The 18,284-nt window shown below is 72.7% G+C and carries 16 protein-coding genes and 1 pseudogene; 13 read left to right on the top strand and 4 right to left on the bottom strand.

Annotated elements, in window-relative coordinates; all coding sequences use genetic code 11:
• The first annotated feature begins 39 nt into the window (after positions 1-39).
• The 5 genes from EES43_RS21660 (at position 40) to EES43_RS21675 (ending at position 5,037) form a co-directional block, all read left to right on the top strand.
• Positions 40-1,134 carry a S1 family peptidase gene (locus EES43_RS21660; protein WP_124270253.1) on the top strand — a complete coding sequence of 365 codons (1,095 nt, stop codon included), beginning with the start codon at positions 40-42 and terminating at the stop codon, positions 1,132-1,134.
• A gap of 142 nt (positions 1,135-1,276) precedes the next feature.
• On the top strand, positions 1,277-1,852 hold the full coding sequence (locus EES43_RS21665; RefSeq protein WP_124270254.1) for a GNAT family N-acetyltransferase: 576 nt from the start codon (positions 1,277-1,279) through the stop codon (positions 1,850-1,852).
• 451 nt (positions 1,853-2,303) lie between these two features.
• Entirely contained in the window at positions 2,304-2,432 is a 129-nt protein-coding gene (locus EES43_RS31745) for a hypothetical protein (protein ID WP_277426078.1), read from the top strand.
• 204 nt (positions 2,433-2,636) lie between these two features.
• A complete protein-coding gene (locus EES43_RS21670; RefSeq protein WP_124270255.1) occupies positions 2,637-3,680 on the top strand; it encodes a 3-isopropylmalate dehydrogenase in 1,044 nt (347 codons plus the stop codon).
• Positions 3,681-3,933: 253 nt separating this feature from the next.
• The gene (locus tag EES43_RS21675; RefSeq protein WP_124270256.1) at positions 3,934-5,037 is read left to right on the top strand and encodes a branched-chain amino acid aminotransferase; all 1,104 of its coding nucleotides are present in this window, start codon (positions 3,934-3,936) and stop codon (positions 5,035-5,037) included.
• A gap of 296 nt (positions 5,038-5,333) precedes the next feature.
• On the opposite strand, the gene EES43_RS21680 is transcribed toward EES43_RS21675, so the two are convergent.
• Positions 5,334-6,767: an RICIN domain-containing protein gene (locus tag EES43_RS21680; protein WP_206430100.1), complete on the bottom strand. Its 1,434-nt coding sequence runs from the start codon at positions 6,765-6,767 to the stop codon at positions 5,334-5,336.
• A gap of 37 nt (positions 6,768-6,804) precedes the next feature.
• Between EES43_RS21680 and ureA the strand changes: the two genes are divergently transcribed.
• The 6 genes from ureA to EES43_RS21710 all read left to right on the top strand — a co-directional run bounded on the left by ureA (position 6,805) and on the right by EES43_RS21710 (position 14,736).
• A complete protein-coding gene (gene ureA / locus EES43_RS21685) occupies positions 6,805-7,656 on the top strand; it encodes an urease subunit gamma (RefSeq protein ID WP_124270258.1) in 852 nt (283 codons plus the stop codon).
• Positions 7,656-9,338 (top strand): urease subunit alpha, encoded by a 1,683-nt coding sequence (locus EES43_RS21690; protein ID WP_124272098.1) that lies wholly within the window; start codon positions 7,656-7,658, stop codon positions 9,336-9,338. The genes ureA and EES43_RS21690 overlap by 1 nt, the downstream gene beginning before the upstream one ends.
• Before the next feature lie 144 nt (positions 9,339-9,482).
• Positions 9,483-10,511, top strand: coding sequence for an agmatine deiminase family protein (locus EES43_RS21695; RefSeq protein ID WP_124270259.1), 1,029 nt, complete (start codon positions 9,483-9,485; stop codon positions 10,509-10,511).
• A 4-nt stretch (positions 10,512-10,515) separates the two neighbouring features.
• Positions 10,516-11,127, top strand: coding sequence for a TetR/AcrR family transcriptional regulator (locus tag EES43_RS21700; RefSeq protein ID WP_124270260.1), 612 nt, complete (start codon positions 10,516-10,518; stop codon positions 11,125-11,127).
• A gap of 419 nt (positions 11,128-11,546) precedes the next feature.
• Positions 11,547-13,154, top strand: a complete 1,608-nt coding sequence (gene cimA, locus EES43_RS21705; protein WP_124270261.1) for a citramalate synthase — start codon at positions 11,547-11,549, stop codon at positions 13,152-13,154.
• A 205-nt stretch (positions 13,155-13,359) separates the two neighbouring features.
• Entirely contained in the window at positions 13,360-14,736 is a 1,377-nt protein-coding gene (locus EES43_RS21710; RefSeq protein WP_124270262.1) for a hypothetical protein, read from the top strand.
• 66 nt (positions 14,737-14,802) lie between these two features.
• Here the strand turns inward: EES43_RS21710 and EES43_RS21715 are convergent, their stop codons facing one another.
• Positions 14,803-15,822, bottom strand: coding sequence for a YdcF family protein (locus tag EES43_RS21715; RefSeq protein ID WP_124270263.1), 1,020 nt, complete (start codon positions 15,820-15,822; stop codon positions 14,803-14,805).
• 134 nt (positions 15,823-15,956) lie between these two features.
• Here EES43_RS21715 and EES43_RS21720 point away from each other — a divergent pair, with 134 nt between their 5' ends.
• A complete protein-coding gene (locus EES43_RS21720) occupies positions 15,957-16,190 on the top strand; it encodes a hypothetical protein (RefSeq protein WP_124270264.1) in 234 nt (77 codons plus the stop codon).
• A 246-nt stretch (positions 16,191-16,436) separates the two neighbouring features.
• Here the strand turns inward: EES43_RS21720 and EES43_RS21725 are convergent, their stop codons facing one another.
• Positions 16,437-17,012 carry a TetR/AcrR family transcriptional regulator gene (locus tag EES43_RS21725; RefSeq protein ID WP_124270265.1) on the bottom strand — a complete coding sequence of 192 codons (576 nt, stop codon included), beginning with the start codon at positions 17,010-17,012 and terminating at the stop codon, positions 16,437-16,439.
• Positions 17,013-17,082: 70 nt separating this feature from the next.
• On the opposite strand from EES43_RS21725, the gene EES43_RS21730 reads away from it, so the two are divergent.
• On the top strand, positions 17,083-17,670 hold the full coding sequence (locus tag EES43_RS21730; RefSeq protein ID WP_124270266.1) for a dihydrofolate reductase family protein: 588 nt from the start codon (positions 17,083-17,085) through the stop codon (positions 17,668-17,670).
• 44 nt (positions 17,671-17,714) lie between these two features.
• Here EES43_RS21730 and EES43_RS21735 read toward each other — a convergent pair.
• Positions 17,715-18,184 (bottom strand): annotated as a pseudogene (locus tag EES43_RS21735) (NUDIX hydrolase); the annotation flags it as partial.
• Positions 18,185-18,284 lie beyond the last annotated feature (100 nt).

Raw genomic sequence — 18,284 nt, forward strand, 5'->3', positions numbered from 1 at the left:
TCGGAACGTCCCCCACGTCCTCCGAGTAGGAGTCCCCCCATGAGACGCAACTCCCGTGCCCGCCTCGGTGTTTCCCTGCTCCTCGTCGCCGGCGCCCTCGGCCTCGGCGCCACCCCCGCCACCGCCGCCGAAGCCCCCGACTCCGCCGCCCCCGCCCTCTCGGCCGTCCCCGCTCCCTCGGCCGTCCCCGCGCCCGCCGCGTACGCGCTCGACGCCGCCGTCGAACGCAGGCTCGGCGCGGGAACCGCCGGGAGCTACCTCGACCGCGCCACCGGCGAGCTGGTCGTCACCGTCACCACCGACCGCGCCGAGAAGGAGGCCCGTGCCGCCGGGGCCGCCGTGCGCCGGGTGGCCCGCAGCGCCGCCCAGCTCGCCGCCGCGATGGACGTCCTGGAGGCCGAGGCGAAGATCACCGGCACCTCCTGGGGCGTCGACCCGCGCACCAACCAGGTCGCCGTCGAGGCCGACTCCTCCGTCTCCGCCCGGGAGATGGCCCGTCTCGACGCCGTCGCCGAACGGCTCGGCGGCGCGGTCGCCGTCGAGCGCGTCCCCGGCGTCTTCCAGCGCGAGGTGCTGGGCGGCGGCGCGATCTACGGCGGCGGCAGCCGCTGCTCGGCCGCCTTCAACGTCACCAAGGGCGGGGCCCGTTACTTCGTGACCGCCGGGCACTGCACCAACCTCTCCGCCAACTGGTCGGCCGCCTCCGGCGGTCCGGTCGTCGGCGTCCGGGAGGGCACCAGCTTCCCGACCAACGACTACGGCATCGTCCGCTACACCGACGGCTCCTCGCCCGCCGGCACGGTCGACCTCCACAACGGCGGCAGCCAGGAGATCTCCTCCGCCGCCGACGCGGTGGTGGGCCAGGCCATCCGCAAGAGCGGATCGACGACGAAGGTGACCAGCGGCACCGTCACGGCCGTGAACGTCACCGTCAACTACGGCGACGGGCCGGTCTACAACATGGTCCGCACCACCGCCTGCTCCGCGGGCGGCGACAGCGGCGGAGCGCACTTCGCCGGAACCGTCGCCCTCGGCATCCACTCGGGCAGCTCCGGCTGCACCGGCACCAGCGGCTCCGCCATCCACCAGCCGGTCAAGGAAGCCCTGGCCGCCTACGGCGTCACCGTGTACTGAGCCCCGCGCCGCCGCACCGACCCGGCGCCCGCCCGGACCCCGCGCCACCCGGTCCGGGCGGGCCCGCCCGTGCCCCGCCCGGGAACGCCCCGCCCGGGAAACGCGTCGACGCGGCCGGCCGGGGGCTGGAAGGCTGGGCTCCATGACCGAGTCCCCTGACGTCCGCACCGCCCCCGCCCGCGACGTCCGCACCGTTCCCACCCACGAACTGACCGCGCCCGAGCGCGACGAGATCCGCGCCCTGCTCGACACCGCCTTCGACGGCGACTTCGGCGAGGAGGACTGGGAGCACTGCCTCGGTGGCGTGCACGCCCTGGTGCGCGGGGCCGACGGAGTGCTGATCGCCCACGGCAGCGTCGTCCAGCGCCGGGTGCTCCACGCGGACCGCTCCTACCGGGCCGGATACGTCGAAGGCGTCGCCGTCCGCGCCGACCACCGCCGCGCGGGGCTCGGCGGCCGGGTGATGGCCGCGCTGGAACGCGTCGTCGACGGGGCGTACGACTTCGGGGCGTTGTCGGCCTCCGCGGCGGGCGCGGCGCTCTACGCGGGCCGCGGCTGGCGGATCTGGCCGGGCCGGCTCGTCGCCCTCGGCCCGCACGGGCCCGTTCCGCTGCCGGAGGAGGAGGGCACCACCTACGTCCGCGCCGCCGCCGGCCGTCCGCTTCCCTCGGCCGATCGACCGCTCGCCTTCGACTGGCGCGACGGCGATCTGCTCTGAGAGCACCGCTCTCGGCCCGGCGGACCCCGGCCGGACCCCGGCAGCGGCCCGAACGGCCCGAACAGCCCGGACACCGCCTCTGGCCAGGGAGGAAGGTGGAGGGAAGGGCTTCGCACGGAGTCTGATCCGGAGACCGCGCGAACACGGCGTGACATCGATCGTCTCAGATAGTAGGAAGTCCGAGTAACTGTGGAGACAGAGCGGCCCGACTGCCTTAGCGTGGAATGAGCCGAACGAATCGCTCGAACCAGCGACTGGCGGTCGCGGGCGCACGTCCCGAAGCAGGCAATCCCTGCGGCGTACGCTCCCCGCCCCTTCCGGCGCCTCGAAATCCCGATCCCGATTCTCGACACCGTGATGCCCGCAAGCGCCGCGCCCGTTCACCCGGCCGCAGCCCGCGCTCCGCGTCCCGGTCTCGTACATCCACGCGATCTCCAGGAGTCGATCCATCATGGCCCAGACCACTGCTCGCCGCGTCCGTCACGCCGCCCGTCAGGCCGAGTCGGAGCGCAAGAACGCCGCCGCCGCGCTCCAGCGCGCCCTCGACCGCCGGGACAACGGCGGTTCCACCGGCCACTGAGCCGCCCGCCGCACCCGCCGCCCGCACCCGCCGCCCGCAGCCGGGCCCCAGCCGCAAGCACCCGGCGGGCCCGGGTGCGGCCCCGCGCCCGCGACCAACCCGCCGCCGTACGCCGCTCCGCCCCTCGGTACGTCCGTATGGTCGGTACGTCCGTATGGTGGACAACGGATGTCATGGGGTGGGACGCACCGTTAGGCTTCCGGCATGTCTCGCAGCATCGATCTCGCAGTGATCCCCGGTGACGGAATCGGCCCGGAAGTCGTGGCCCAGGGTCTCAAGGTCCTCAACGCCGTCCTCCCGCAGGACGTGAAGCTGGAGACCAAGGAGTACGACCTCGGGGCCCAGCGATGGCACCGCACCGGCGACACCCTCCCGGACGCGGAGCTGGAGGCGCTGCGGAACCACGACGCCCTCCTCCTCGGCGCGATCGGCGACCCGTCCGTACCCTCCGGCGTCCTGGAGCGCGGGCTGCTGCTGAAGCTGCGCTTCGCCTTCGACCACTTCATCAACCTGCGCCCCTCGAAGCTGTTCCCGAACACCGCGACCCCGCTCGCCGGCCGCCCCGACATCGACTTCGTCGTGGTCCGCGAAGGCACCGAGGGCCCGTACACCGGCAACGGCGGCTCGCTGCGGACCGGCACGCCCGCCGAGGTCGCCACCGAGGTCAGCGTCAACACCGCCTACGGCGTCGAGCGCGTCGTGCGGGACGCCTTCGAGCGCGCCGCCGCCCGCCCGCGCAAGAAGCTGACGCTGGTCCACAAGAACAACGTCCTCGTCTACGCCGGCCACCTGTGGAAGAACACCTTCGACCGGGTCGCCGCCGAATACCCGCAGGTGAGCACCGACTACCTGCACGTCGACGCCGCGACGATCTTCTTCGTCACCCAGCCGGAGCGCTTCGACGTCATCGTCACCGACAACCTCTTCGGCGACATCCTCACCGACCTCGCCGCCGCCGTGACCGGCGGCATCGGCCTGGCGGCCTCCGGCAACGTCAACCCGACGGGCGCCTTCCCGTCGATGTTCGAGCCGGTCCACGGCTCCGCCCCGGACATCGCCGGACAGGGCAAGGCCGACCCGACGGCCACGATCCTCTCCGTCGCCCTCCTGCTGCGCCACCTCGGATACGAGGCCGAGGCCGCCCGCGTCGAGGACGCCGTCTCCGCCGACCTCGCGGAGCGCGACGGGAGCACCACGCGTACGACCGACGAGATCGGCGACGCGCTCGCGGTACGCGTAGCGGGCTGACCCGACGACTAACTTCGAAGCCGCCGGGTCGCACAGGACCCGGCGGCTTCACCTGTGCGGCCCCGGGTGCCACCATCGACCCCTGGACCGCATTCACCCCGTTTCGTGCACGGCCCCCCGCAAGTGATAATCGAACGCGGGGCCGTGGCTCGTGGCAAAGCTCGGACGTCCGAGGACCTGACCGGACAACGTCGGGCCGGAGCGGACGTGAGCGCGGTCCATCACATACAAGACCGGTGAAGGACACGCACTCATGACGACGCCCACGATCGAGCTCAAGCCTTCCTCGAACCCGCTGTCCGCCGCGGAGCGCGAGGCGATCCTGGCCAACCCCGGATTCGGCCGGCACTTCACCGACCACATGGTGACGATCCGCTGGACCGAGGGCCGCGGCTGGCACGACGCCCAGCTGGTCCCGTACGGTCCGCTGTCGCTGGACCCCGCCAACATGACCCTGCACTACGCGCAGGAGATCTTCGAGGGGCTGAAGGCCTACCGGCAGCCCGACGGCTCGGTCGCCTCCTTCCGCCCGGACGCCAACGCGCGGCGCTTCCAGCGCTCGGCGGCACGGCTCGCGATGCCCGAACTGCCCGTCGAGACGTTCGTCGCCGCCTGCGACGCCCTGGTCCGGCAGGACGAGGCGTGGGTCCCCGCGCACGGCGGCGAGGAATCCCTCTACCTGCGGCCGTTCATGATCGCGACCGAGGTCGGCCTCGGTGTGAGGCCGGCCAACGAATACCTCTTCCTGGTCATCGCCTCGCCCGCGGGCGCCTACTTCCCCGGCGGCGTCAAGCCCGTCTCCATCTGGCTCTCCCAGGACCGCGTCCGCGCCGTCCCGGGCGGCATGGGCGACGCCAAGACCGGCGGCAACTACGCCGCCTCCCTCCTCGCCCAGGCCGAGGCCGCCGCCCACGGCTGCGCCCAGGTCGCCTACCTCGACGCCGTCGAGCACAAGTGGGTCGAGGAACTGGGCGGCATGAACCTCTACTTCGTGTACGCCCAGGAGGACGGCTCGAAGAAGATCGTCACCCCGGCCCTGACCGGCTCGCTGCTCGCGGGCGTGACCCGCGACTCGCTGCTCGCGGTCGCCGGCGACCTCGGCTACGGCTCAGAAGAGGGCCGCGTCTCCATCGACCAGTGGCGCGACGACACCGCGAGCGGCACGCTCACCGAGGTCTTCGCCTGCGGCACCGCCGCCGTCATCACGCCCGTCGGCCTCGTGAAGTCCGCGGACGGCGAGTGGACCCAGGGCGACGGCACGCCCGGCGAGGTCACGAGCAGGCTGCGCGAGCGGCTGCTGGACATCCAGCGGGGTGTGGCCGAGGACACCCACGGCTGGATGCACCCGCTCGGCTAGGGCTTGTTCGGTCGAGCAGGCGAACACTCCGCCCCCGGGTCGTGATCCGGAGATGGCGCGGGGTGATCCGAGCGCTGCCGAGCGGGAACGGCTACGGCCGTTTCCGCCGGTCGGCGGCCGAAGTTCCCGCCCGGCCGCCTTCCCCACGGCACATCCGGATCGTGCACCGCCAGACATCCGGATCGTGCACCGCCAGCGCCGGGCTCACGACCTCCGCCGGCGGAATACCTGGTGAACGAGGCCAATCGGCCATGAGGCGGAGTTTGGACCTTCGGCGACGGGGCGCGTGGCGCTGTTCACTGTCGTTCAGCGGGAGGGGGATCCGGGATGTGGACGCGGCCGGCGATGGAGTGAAGGGTTTGGTAGTGCCGGAGTGGGGGCTCGTTCACCGAGAGGTAGGCGCTTTCGGCTTCGAAACGCTGGCCGGGGCCGTCGTCCGGTCCCGCGAGGAACAGCGGGCCGCTTGCCAGGGGGGCTTCGAGGGCGAGTCGGGCGTCGGCGGTCAGGATCCGGTAATAGGAGTACCTGACCCAGGTGTCGGCCGGTTCGTAGCCTTCGTCGTCCGTGACGAGCTGGATCGTGAAGCGCTGGCTGTTCCCTTCGTGCGCTTCGGCCTGGACGATGCGGGCGTCGGCGCCTTCGCCGGTCACTTCCCACGCCATGCCGGTGTGGCGCACGAAGATCCGGTGCAGTCCGTCCGGGGTGGCTTCCAGAGCGAATCCCGAGAACTCGACCGTGTCGTCGCGGCCCACGATGACGGGGCTGCCCGATCCTTCGAAGGACTGCCGGGCGCGTGAGCCGTCCTGGGGGTAGCCGATCGCCGTGATGTCCTCCCGCAGGTCGTCCAGGCCGATGAAGGGGTTCAGCGTCCGGACCACCTGCTCGGTCAGCGGCCGTAGAGCGATGACATGACGGACGGCTTCCGGCCGGGTCATCCCCGTCTTGCGCCAGGGCACTTCGTCACATTCCTTGTCCCGCACGGTTTCCGATCCGTGTGTGAGCTGGTCCGGCGACGGACTGACCAGATCCGCCAGCAGCGACCAGGGCGGCAGGCGCTCCAGCTCGACCGGCTCCCGCTTCTCGTTCCTTTCGGGGAACTCGAAATCGGCCGGCGTGTCGAGCACGTGCCAGGAGGGTTCACCGGCGGAGCGCCACAGGGCGAACGTATAGGGCACCCAGTCATCCTGGTCGTCATCGTCGGCGTCGGACTCCGGCTCGGCCCAGTTGACCCAGTTACGGGCAGGATTGCCGCGGATGCAGGACCGCAGTGCCTCGGGGACCTGTTCCACCACCAGCCGCCACAGATGACTGGGCGGGACGAGGGCCCCCTCATCCCTGTCCCATCCCATGACGAACATCCCCTCCGGGTGGAAGTGCACATCCAGCCCACGGAACCCGTCGTCACTGGTCAGCACGCGGCACGGGTGCCCCTCCTCCGGCCCCGTCAGCGTGTAGCCACCCCAACCACCCCATTCCTCTATCTCGTACCTGGTCTCACAGACCGCGTCGACCATCGCCAATGCCCGAGCCCGGTCGAGCAGAGCCGACCTCTCGCCTTCCCCCTGCACACCCCTGGTCTCGTTCACCCGTCCAGACAACCAGACGCCACTGACAAGCCCGCCCGCCGATCCGGCCGCATCCGGCACGCCGCCGGGTGTGGCCACTTCCGTGCCCGGTACTTGGAGCGCCGCTCGAAAGGAGGCCACTGCCCTTTCGTATCCGTTCCCCATGCCTTTAGAGTGGCACTCTAAATAGGAGGTGAGGGGCGTGCGACTGACCCCGACGGAGCGCGACCGGCTGCTGCTCTTCGGCGCCGCCGAGCTGGCGCGCGCCCGCCGAGCCCGGGGCCTCAGGCTCAACGTCCCCGAGGCGACCGCGCTGATCGCGGACACCGTCTGCGAGGCCGCCCGCGACGGGCGCAGGCTCGCCGAGGCCATCGAGGCGGCCCGTCGCGTCCTCGGACCGGACGACGTGCTGCCCGGCGTGGCCGACATCGTGACCGAGGTCCACGTGGAGGCGGTCTTCGACGACGGGTCGCGGCTCGCCGTGGTCTCCCGGCCGCTGGGCGCCGGATCCGGCGAGGAGGGGCCCGGCGCCCTCCTGCCCGGCCCCCCGGACCCGGAGCGGGAGCCCGCGCTCCGGCTGACCGTCCGCAACACGGCGACCGTGCCCGTGAGCGTCACGTCCCACTTCCACTTCTTCGAGGCGAACCCCCGGCTCGCCTTCGACCGCGCCGCCGCCTACGGCATGCGGCTGTGCGTACCCGCCGGGTCCTCCGTCCGCTTCGGGCCCGGCGAGCACGTCGAGGTCGCACTGGAGCCGATCGGCGGCGACCGGATCGCCATCGGATTCGCCGGGCTGGTCGACGGGCCGCTGGACGCGCCCGGAGCCAGGGAGGAAGCCCTGCGCCGGGCGGCGGCCTGCGGCTACCTCGGATCGGAGAGCGCCGGAGCGGACGGCTTCGGAGCGGACAGCCGGGGACCGGAAGGCCCGAGACCGGACAACCCGGGACCGGACAACCCGGGACCGGACAACCCGGGACCGGACAACCCGGGACCGGAAGGCCCGGGAGCGCAGGGCCCCGGCCCGGAACACCCCGGAGCGGAGGAGACGACGTGATGGACCCCCACGCCTACGCGGCCACCCACGGCCCGCGCGCCGGGGACCGGGTCAGGCTCGGTGACTCCGGGCTGACGGTCCGGGTCGAGTCGGACGCCCAGAAGCCGGGGGAAGAGTTCCTCGCCGGCTTCGGCAAGACGGCTCGCGACGGACTGCACCTCAAGGCCGCCGCCGTCCGCGACACCTGTGACGTGGTGATCAGCAACGTCCTGGTCATCGACGCCGTCCTGGGCGTCCGCAAGGTCTCCATCGGCATCCGCGAGGGCCGCATCCACGCCATCGGCCGCGCCGGGAACCCGGACACGCTGGACGGGGTCGACGTCGTCACCGGCACCGGGACGACGATCGTCTCCGGCGAGGGGATGATCGCCACGGCGGGCGCCGTCGACCCGCACGTCCACCTGCTCTCGCCCCGCATCATGGAGGCGTCGCTCGCCTCGGGCGTCACCACGATCATCGGCCAGGAGTTCGGCCCGGTCTGGGGCGTCGGCGTCAACTCGCCCTGGGCGCTGCGCCACGCCTTCAACGCCTTCGACGCCTGGCCGGTCAACATCGGCTTCCTGGGCCGGGGCTCCTCCTCGCACGAGGCGCCGCTGATCGAGGCGCTGGCCGAAGGCGGCGCGTGCGGGTTCAAGGTGCACGAGGACATGGGCGCGCACACCCGCGCCCTCGACACCGCGCTGCGCGTCGCCGAGGAGTACGACGTCCAGGTCGCCCTGCACAGCGACGGGCTGAACGAGTGCCTCTCCGTCGAGGACACCCTGCGCGTCCTGGAGGGCCGGACGATCCACGCGTTCCACATCGAGGGCTGCGGCGGCGGGCACGTCCCGAACGTGCTCAAGATGGCGGGCGTGCCGAACGTCATCGGTTCCTCCACCAACCCCACCCTGCCCTTCGGTCGCGACGCGGTCGCCGAGCACTACGGCATGATCGTCTCCGTCCACGACCTGAAGACGGATCTGCCGGGCGACGCCGCGATGGCCCGCGACCGCATCCGGGCGGGCACCATGGGCGCCGAGGACGTGCTGCACGACCTGGGCGCCATCGGGATCACCTCCTCCGACGCCCAGGGCATGGGCCGGGCCGGGGAGACCGTGCGCCGGACGTTCGCGATGGCCGCGAAGATGAAGGCCGAGCTGGGCCCGACGGAGGGCGACGGCCCCGGCGACGACAACGGACGCGTCCTGCGGTACATGGCCAAGCTGACGATCAACCCGGCCATCGCACACGGCATCGCGCACGAGGTCGGCTCCATCGAGACCGGCAAGCTCGCCGACATCGTGCTCTGGCGGCCCGAGTTCTTCGGCGCGAAGCCGCAGCTCGTCCTCAAGTCCGGCTTCCCCGCGTACGGCGTCACCGGCGACCCGAACGCCGCCACCGACACCTGCGAACCACTCGTCCTCGGACCGCAGTTCGGCGGTTACGGGGCGACGCCCGCCGACATCTCCGTGGCCTTCGTCTCCGAGGCGGCCACCCAGCTCGGGGCCGACTCCCTGCCGTCGCGCCGTCGCCGCGTCGCCGTGCGCGGCACCCGCGGCATCGGTCCGGCCGACCTGGTCCTCAACTCCCGTACCGGACAGGTCGGCGTCGACGGCGAGACCGGCCTGGTCACCCTGGACGGCGACCCGCTGCGCTCCGAGCCCGCCGACACTGTCGCCCTGAACCGCCTCTACTTCCTCTAGGACCGGTCGTCGAAACCGCCGCCCGCCGGCAGGACCGACCTGACCGAACGACACGTCCCGAACGACACGTCACGAACGACACGTCCCGAACGACACGTCCCGAACGACACGTCCCGAACGATCCGACACCCCAGGACACCAGCCATGCCCCAGCCCCCCGCCCCCTTCCGCATGCCTCCCGAATGGGCCCCGCACGAGCGCACCTGGATGGCCTGGCCCGGCCCCAACCCCACCTTCGCCACCGGAGCCGAACTCGACGAGGCCCGCCGCGCCTGGGCCGCCGTCGCCCGTGCCGTACGCCGCTTCGAACCGGTCACCATGGTCGTCGGCCCCGGCCAGGAGGAGAGCGCCGCCGCGCTCCTCGGCCCGGACGTCGAGCTGGCGGTCCGCCCGCTCGACGACGCGTGGATGCGCGACATCGGCCCCACCTTCGTCACCGACGGCCGTGAACTGGCAGCCGTGGACTGGACGTTCAACGGCTGGGGGGCGCAGAGCTGGGCCCGCTGGGAGAACGACCGGCACATCGCCCGTTCCGTCGCCGGACTCCTCGGCGTGCCCGTGCACTCCTCGCCGCTGGTCAACGAGGGCGGCGCCCTGCACGTCGACGGCGAAGGCACCGTCCTGCTCACCGAGACCGTCCAGCTCGGCGAGGAGCGCAACCCCGGCTGGACCCGCGAGCAGGCCGAGGCCGAGATCCACGCCCGCCTCGGCACCGAGAAGGCGATCTGGCTGCCCCGGGGCCTGACCGGCGACTACGGCCTCTACGGCACCCTCGGCCACGTCGACATCGTCGCCGCCTTCGCCCGGCCCGGCACCGTCGTCGTCCACGTCCAGCCCGACCCGGCCCACCCCGACCACGAACCCACACGGGAGACCGCCGCCCTGCTGCGCGCCGCGACCGACGCGCGGGGCCGCCGGCTGGAGGTCGTCGAGGTGCCCGCGCCCACCGTGCTGCGGGCCGACGGCGAGTGGGTCGACTACTCCTACATCAACCACTACCTCTGCAACGGCGCGGTGATCCTCTGCGCCTTCGACGACCCGCGCGACGAGGAGGCCGCCGCGATCTTCCGGAACCTCTTCCCGGACCGCGCCGTCGTACCGGTCGACGCCCGTACGATCTTCGCGGGCGGTGGAGGCATCCACTGCGTCACCCAGCAGCAGCCGAAGGTGTGAACCCATGACATCCGCGCCCCGCCGCCGCCATCACGCGGCCCCGCCGCGCGAGGACGTCCTCGCCGCCGCGATGGCCGCCATCGCCGCCCGGGGGCTCGACGGGCTGACCATGGCGGCGCTCGGGCGGGACGTCGGCATGAGCAGCGGGCACCTGCTCTACTACTTCCGCACCAAGGACGAACTGCTCCTGCAGACCCTGGAGTGGAGCGAGAACCGGCTCGGGCTGGAACGCCGCGCTCTGCTCGCCCGGACCGGTACGGTGCGCCGACGCCTCGACGCGTACATCGCCCTCTACCTCCCCGCCGGACACCGGGACCCGCACTGGACGCTCTGGCTGGAGGTCTGGGGCCGCTCCCAGAACGCGGACGACGAGGGCCGCGCCCGCCAGGCCGCCATCGAGGGCGCGTGGCACCGGGATCTGGTGGCCCTGGTCGCCGAGGGGATCTCGCGCGGGGAGTTCCGGGCGGTGGACGCCGACCGCTTCGCGACCCGGCTGCGGGCGCTGCTCGACGGCTTCAGCGTCCATGTGACGGTCGGCGTCCCGGGCACCGGCCGCGCCCGCGTCCTGGAGCAGACGGCGGAGTACGTCGACGAGACCCTGGCGCCCGGCGCCTGACACCGCTTTCCCGGCACACCGCTTTCCCGGCACACCGCTCTCCCGGCACACCGCTCCCCCGGCCGGGTGGAAGGCGCGGGACCGGGCGGCGGGCGCGGGCCCGGACGGCCCGGTTGCGACGGGCGTCACGACCGCATGGTGAGACGGTGGCGTCACGGAAGCAGGGCTGTGCGAGACTGCTTCCGTGTCCTCGTTCGTCATGATTATTGGCAGCAGGCGCGCCGGTCCGCAGTGACCGCCCCGTACCACCCAGTGCGGCGCGGCCACCGTGCCTCGGACCCGCGCGCAGACCTCTCGCACCCGCGAGGGGTTTTTTCGTTTTCCGGCCCGTACCCGGTCCGGGGCGAGGTGCGCGGGATCATGGGGGCAAGTGGAGCCCGATCGTCCGGATCCACTCATCCGACAGGAGTCAGATCAGCATGACCACCAAGGCCACCGCCACCGACGACAGTTTCCATGTCTTCGACACCACCCTGCGCGACGGTGCTCAGCGTGAAGGCATCAACCTGACGGTCGCGGACAAGCTGACCATCGCCCGGCACCTGGACACCTTCGGCGTGGGGTACATCGAGGGCGGCTGGCCGGGCGCCAATCCGCGGGACACGGAGTTCTTCGCCCGCGCCCGGCAGGAGATCGCGTTCGAGAACGCCCAGCTCGTGGCGTTCGGCGCGACCCGCCGGGCCGGCGGCACGGCCGCCGAGGACCCGCAGGTCAAGGCGCTCCTGTCGTCGGGCGCCCCGGTGATCACGCTGGTCGCCAAGGCCCACGACCGCCATGTGGAACTGGCCCTGCGCACCACTCTGGACGAGAACCTGGAGATGGTCCGCGACACCGTGACCCACCTGCGCGAGCAGGGCCGCCGGGTCTTCGTGGACTGCGAGCACTTCTTCGACGGCTACCGTGCCAACGCCGCGTACGCCAAGTCCGTGGTCCGGGCGGCGTACGGGGCCGGCGCCGAGGTCGTCGTCCTGTGCGACACCAACGGCGGCATGCTCCCCGCCCAGATCCAGGCCGTCGTCTCCACGGTCATCGCCGACACCGGCGCCCGGATCGGCATCCACACCCAGGACGACACCGGCTGCGCCGTCGCCAACACGCTCGCCGCCGTGGACGCCGGGGCCACCCACGTCCAGTGCACCGCCAACGGCTACGGCGAGCGGGTCGGCAACGCCAACCTCTTCCCCGTCGTCGCCGCGCTGGAACTCAAGTACGGGATGAAGGTCCTGCCCGAGGGCGCGCTCGCCGAGATGACCCGGATCTCGCACGCCATCGCCGAGGTCGTCAACCTCACGCCCTCCACCCACCAGCCCTACGTCGGCGTCTCGGCCTTCGCCCACAAGGCCGGGCTGCACGCCTCCGCGATCAAGGTCGACCCCGATCTGTACCAGCACATCGACCCGGAGCAGGTCGGCAACACCATGCGGATGCTGGTCTCGGACATGGCCGGCCGAGCCTCCATCGAGCTGAAGGGCAAGGAGCTCGGCGTCGACCTCGGCGGCGACCGGGCTCTGGTGGGCCGGGTCGTGGCGCGGGTCAAGGAGCGCGAACTCCAGGGCTACACCTACGAGGCCGCCGACGCCTCCTTCGAGCTGCTGCTGCGCGGCGAGGTGGAGGGCCGGGCCCGGCGCTACTTCCGTACGGAGTCCTGGCGGGCCATCGTCGAGGACCGCCCCGACGGCTCGCACGCCAACGAGGCGACGGTGAAGCTGTGGGCCAAGGGCGAGCGGATCGTCGCGACGGCCGAGGGCAACGGTCCGGTCAACGCGCTCGACCGGGCCCTGCGCGTCGCCCTGGAGCGGATCTACCCGCAGCTCGCCAAGCTGGAGCTGGTCGACTACAAGGTCCGCATCCTGGAGGGCCGCACCGGCACCGAGTCCACCACCCGGGTGCTGATCACCACGGGGGACGGAGCGGGCGACTGGGCGACGGTGGGGGTCGCGGAGAACGTCATCGCCGCGTCCTGGCAGGCGCTGGAGGACGCGTACACCTACGGGCTGCTGCGGGCGGGCGTCGAGCCCACCGAATAGCCCCGCCGCCACCGGACCGGCCCGCCGCCGGAGCCGCCCGCCACCGGACCGGCCCGCCACCGGAGCCGCCCGCACCGGAGCCACCTCTCCCGGGCCGGCGGTCCCGGTGCGGTCTGGTGCGGGCCCGGCCCTGTACGGGGCCCGTCCGGGCCCGGCGGCTGCTGGCAGGGACGGCGCGTGCCGCCCGCCTGAAGTAGCGTGAAGTATGAGGAAACGGTTTTTCCCCACTCTGCTCGCGGGCCTGCTGCTCATATGCTCTGCGGCGGCTCTCGCCCTCACGACACCTGCCTCCGCAGCCTCCACAGCGACGGTCGCCGACGCCGCCCAGGCCCTGCGGAACGACCCGGTCTACGTGGATCCCGGCGCGCGCGACCAGCTCTCCACCGCCCAGGAGAAGGAGTTGGAGAACAAGATCAGGGACGCCGACAAACCCGTGCTCGTGGCCGTCCTCCCGGACACCGCGGCCTTCCCGCCGCAGGGCCTGCTCCAGACTCTGCGCAGCGACACCGGCATCACCGGCGTCTACGCGATCCGCCTCGGCGACGGCTTCGACGCGGGTGCGGACCCGCAGGTCATGCCCACCCGGGCGGTCGACAACCTCACCGCCGCGGTCAAGACGCCGAGCACCGACACCGACGCGGCGAACCAGCTCAACGCCTTCGTCGACCGGGCCGTCGAACAGGCCCGGGGCAGCGCCCCCGCCTCCTGGTCCGGCAGGGCGGGCAGCGCGCACGGCGGAGCCCCGGTCGGCGTCCTGGTCACCCTCGGAGCCGTCCTGGTGGCCGGCGGCGCGGGGGCCCTCGCCATCTCCCGGCGCAACCGGCGCCGCCGGGCGCGGGAGGAGCGCGCCGCGCTCGACAAGCTCCGTATCGTCGTCGACGAGGACATCACGGCGTACGGGGAGAAGCTGGAGCGACTGGACTTCCACCCGGCGGAGGCGGGCGCCGACGACGCCATGCGCGCCGACTACGAACGCGCCCTGGACTCCTACGAGAGCGCCAAGACGACGATGGAGCGCGCCGAGCACCCCTCCGACGTCCGAGGGGTCACCCAGGCGCTGGAGGACGGCCGCTACTCCCTCGCGGTCCTGGAAGCCCGCCGCACCGGGGCCGCCATCCCGGCGCGCCGCCCGCCGTGCTTCTTCGACCCGCGCCACGGCCCCTCGGTCGCCGACGTGCTGTGGACCCCGTCCGGCGGAGCGGCCCGCGAGGTCCCGGTCTGCGGGGCGGACGAGGTCCGGCTGCGTCAGGGCGAGGACCCGATGAGCCGCACGGTCGACGTGGGCGACGGCCGGCGACGCCCCTACTGGGAGGCCGGTCCGGCGTACGGCCCGTGGGCGGGCGGCTACTTCGGCGGTGGCCTGCTCCCGGGCCTGCTGGTCGGCACCGTGCTCGGCTCCATGCTCGCCACGCCCGCGTACGCGGCGGAGTACGGCGGCGGTGACTTCGGCGGAGCGGGCGGGGACTACTCCGGCGGCGACGTCTCCGGCTCCGACTTCGACTCCTCGGGCTTCGGCGGAGGCGACGGCTTCGGGGACGGCGGCGGCTTCGGCGGCGGAGGGTTCGACGGCGGCGGCTTCTGACCCGGCGGTGAACAGGCGTCCCGTCCGGCCCCGCCCCGGACGGGAGCCCCCTTCAGCGCCGTGCGGTCACTCGGAGGCCCCTTGGAGGGCCCACCAGGTGAGCACCCCGGCGAGGACGATGAGCAGGCACATCACGGCGTTGGTCCGGCGGTAGGCGAGGAGTATCGCGGTGAACTCGCGGATCGTCGCGTTGGGCCAGAAGTACGCGGCCGTCGGCGAGCCCACGACCTGCCCCCTGATCCGCACCCGGCGGGCGGTGAGGGCGGCGCGGAAGGCGTGGTAGTTGTTCGTGACGACGACGCACCGGTAGTCCGGCTTCGCCTTCTCCATGATCGCCTTGCTGAACCGCAGGTTCTCCTCGGTCGTCGTCGATTTGTCCTCCCGCTCGACCAGATGGGCCGGAAACCCCTCGGCCACCAGGTAGTCCGCCATGGCGTGCGACTCCGGAACGTCCTCGTCCGGCCCCTGGCCCCCCGAGGTGATGAGGACCGGGGAAGCGCCGCGCCGGGCGATTCGCGCGTGGATCCGGTGCGCCCGGTCGAGACGGCTGGCCAGGAGCGGCGGCACGGTGGAACCGCCCACGAGCCCCGAGCCGAGCACGACCACGAAGTCGGCCCTGCGCCGCACCCGCAGCCGTCCGTACAGGAACGCGTAGGCGACGAAGCAGAGGAAGAGGAACGAGAAGTAGAGCGCCAGCCCTCCGGCCGCCGTCGCCGCCCCGACCAGCACCGGCGTCTCCAGGACAGCGGCGGTGACCAGCAGCGCGACGACCGCCAGGATCGCCGGAGCGGCCAGCAGCGAGAGCAGGTTGGACGGGCTCCTGCCCTCCTTGCGCAGCATGCGTACGCCGTTGAGGAACAGGAAGCACGTCAGCAGCAGGACGGACAGCGCGCCGACCGCCAGCAGCGTCCACACCACGATCGGTCCCGACACCGCGTCGGACCGCACCAGCCGGTAGAGCCAGGCCGCGAGCCCGCAGAGCGCGGCCAGTCCGAGGATCACCGCGTTGCTGAATTTCCGGCGCTCGCGCAGCACGCTCACGCAGAAGACGAGGAAGAGGAGCGCCGCCGGGGCGTAGACCACCATCCGCACAGCGTAGGGGGCGCGCGCCGACGGCCCGGAGCGGGCCCCGACGTGCCGGTACCGGTGCCGGTGCCGGGGGCGTGAGCGATCGCGCGTTCGGAGCGTGCCCTTTGGGCCGGCGGGCCGTTGAACCCGGCATGAAGAAGCGAAGCGTACTGGCCGTCGTCTCCCTCGCCGCCGGAGCCGCCATCGCGGCGATCAGCCCGCCCCCGGGAGGGGACGCCTCCGCGGCAGCCGCCGAACCGGTCCACGCCCTGGGCGCGTTGGACGAGGCGGGCGACGTCGGCCGGCTGGTCGACAGCGCCTCCGGAGCGACCACCGCCACCACCGGCCTGCTCACCACCGCCGTCTCGGGGGCCCAGCCGCTCTGACGGGTGCCAAGGCGCGACACCGCTGCCCACTCCGCCCACTCCGCCCGCGCCGCCCGGCCCCGTCCGTCACGGAGGCCGGTGCGGCGCGGGCGGTGGCCGTTCCGGCCGGTCCGTCCACGGCGGTCTCTCCTCGGCCGGTCCGTCCTCGGGCCCGGCGGTGGCGGCGGCTCCGACGGGCGCAGCGGAACCCTTCTGCCCTTCCGGCCTACCCGGCCGCCGGTCCCGGGCTCTTTCACTCCCGCACGATCACTCCCGCACGATGCGCTCGACGGCGGCCTCGACGAGCCGGTCTCGCTCGGCCTCCGTGAACACCTCGGGCAGCGTGAGCTGTTCGACGATGAGCCAGTTGGCCGCCAGGTACATCAGGTGCGCGGTGGTCGTACCGCCGGGCAGCCCGGACGTCTCGTAGTAGGCCGCGATGGTCGCCACGTCGGCGCGGACGCGTTCGGTGAGCATCCTGCGCAACTCGGGGCGGCGGGTGGCCTCCAGGCGCAGTTCGAGCAGCGCCAGATAGCCGGCGCGGAACGAGACGATCCGGTCGATCAGCGTGCGCATCAGCGCCGTGTGCGCCTCCCGGTCCGACGCCCCGGCCTCCTGTCGCGCGATCGTCCCCTCGTCCGGCGCGAGCCGTTCGTAGACCCGGGCGCCCGCCTGGATGAGCAGGTCGTCGCGGTTGGCGAAGTAGTTGGAGGCGGTGCCGACGGGCACGGCGGCCTCGCCGTCCACCGCCCGGAAGGTCAGACCCCGCGCGCCCTGCCCGGCCAGTACCTCGATGGCGGCGTCGACGAGCGCCGTCCGCCGTGCGTCGTTCCTGCGCACCATTGACACCACTCCGGCTGTAGTACTACGTTCTGACCACTTCAATCAGAGTACTACGGATGAGGGTCACCGCATGCGCAAGCTCGTGTACTACGTCGCCGTCACGCTCGACGGCCGCATCGCCGGGCCCGGCGGCGAGTACGACTTCTTCCCCTTCGGCGACGAGGAGCAGGCCGCCGCCTATTCCTCGTGGATGAACGCCCGCTACCCCGAGACGGTCCCCACCTTCGCGCGGGCCGCCCACGGCCTCGCGGACGCGCCCAACCAGCGTTTCGACACCGTGCTGATGGGCCGGGGCAGTTACCTCCCCGGCCTGGAGGCCGGATTCACCAGTCCCTATGCCCACCTGCGCCAGTACGTCGTCTCCCGCACGCTCGCGGCCGACATCGACCCGGCCGTCACCGTCGTCGCCGACGACCCGCTCGCCCTGGTCCGCGCCCTCAAGCGGGAGGAAGGACAGGACATCTGGCTCTGCGGCGGCGGCGTTCTCGCCGGAGAGCTGCTGCCCGAGATCGACGAGCTGATCATCAAGAGCTATCCCGTCGTCGCCGGGGCCGGAGTCCCGGCGTTCGACGGGGTGTTCGCGCCCACCGCCTTCTCGGTCACCGACCGCCGGACGTTCGACAACGGAGTGGCGGTCACCTGGTTCACGCGACGCTGACCCGGTGGACAGCGGGTTTCCGGGTGGCTGCGGCGGAGGGGGCCGTTTCTGGCGAGCGGTCCGACCGTGACCTGGGCGACGTGGCCGGCGGCCGGGAGAGTCCGCGCCAGGGCGAGGCTGACGTCCACCAGCGACGACCGGCGCAGGCGGGCGACCTCGGCGAGCGAAGACCACCGGGCCCCGGCGGTGTCGCCGTTCGGCTCGGGCCGGAGCCGCCGCCGGTGACGCGGACGCGGTAGAAGACGCCGACGTTCTGCAGCTCGGGCCGACCGGGTAGGCGGCGCTCGGACGCCGGGATCACCCGCGAGTCCACGCCGAGCAGACGCTCGACCACGGCCTCCAGGCCGGTCTCCTCGGCGACCTCCCGGATCACCGCGTCGTACGGGTCCTCCGCGTGCTCGAACCGGCCGCCCGGCAGCGTCCACGTCCGCTCGTCACCCGGTCCCACGGCGTGTGCGAGGAGCACCTGTCCGTCCTCGATGCACACCGCGTACGCAGCGAGTCGCAGGTCCATCCTGGGAGGCTACAGCGGCGTCGGGAGGCGCCCGTACTCTCCGCGCTAATTAAGACCGTGTCCTATGTGGTGAGGCGGGCGAGTCGCTTGTAGCAGCACA

It is taken from the genome of Streptomyces sp. ADI96-02 (genome assembly GCF_003846185.1).
In the GTDB taxonomy this organism is placed as follows: domain Bacteria; phylum Actinomycetota; class Actinomycetes; order Streptomycetales; family Streptomycetaceae; genus Streptomyces.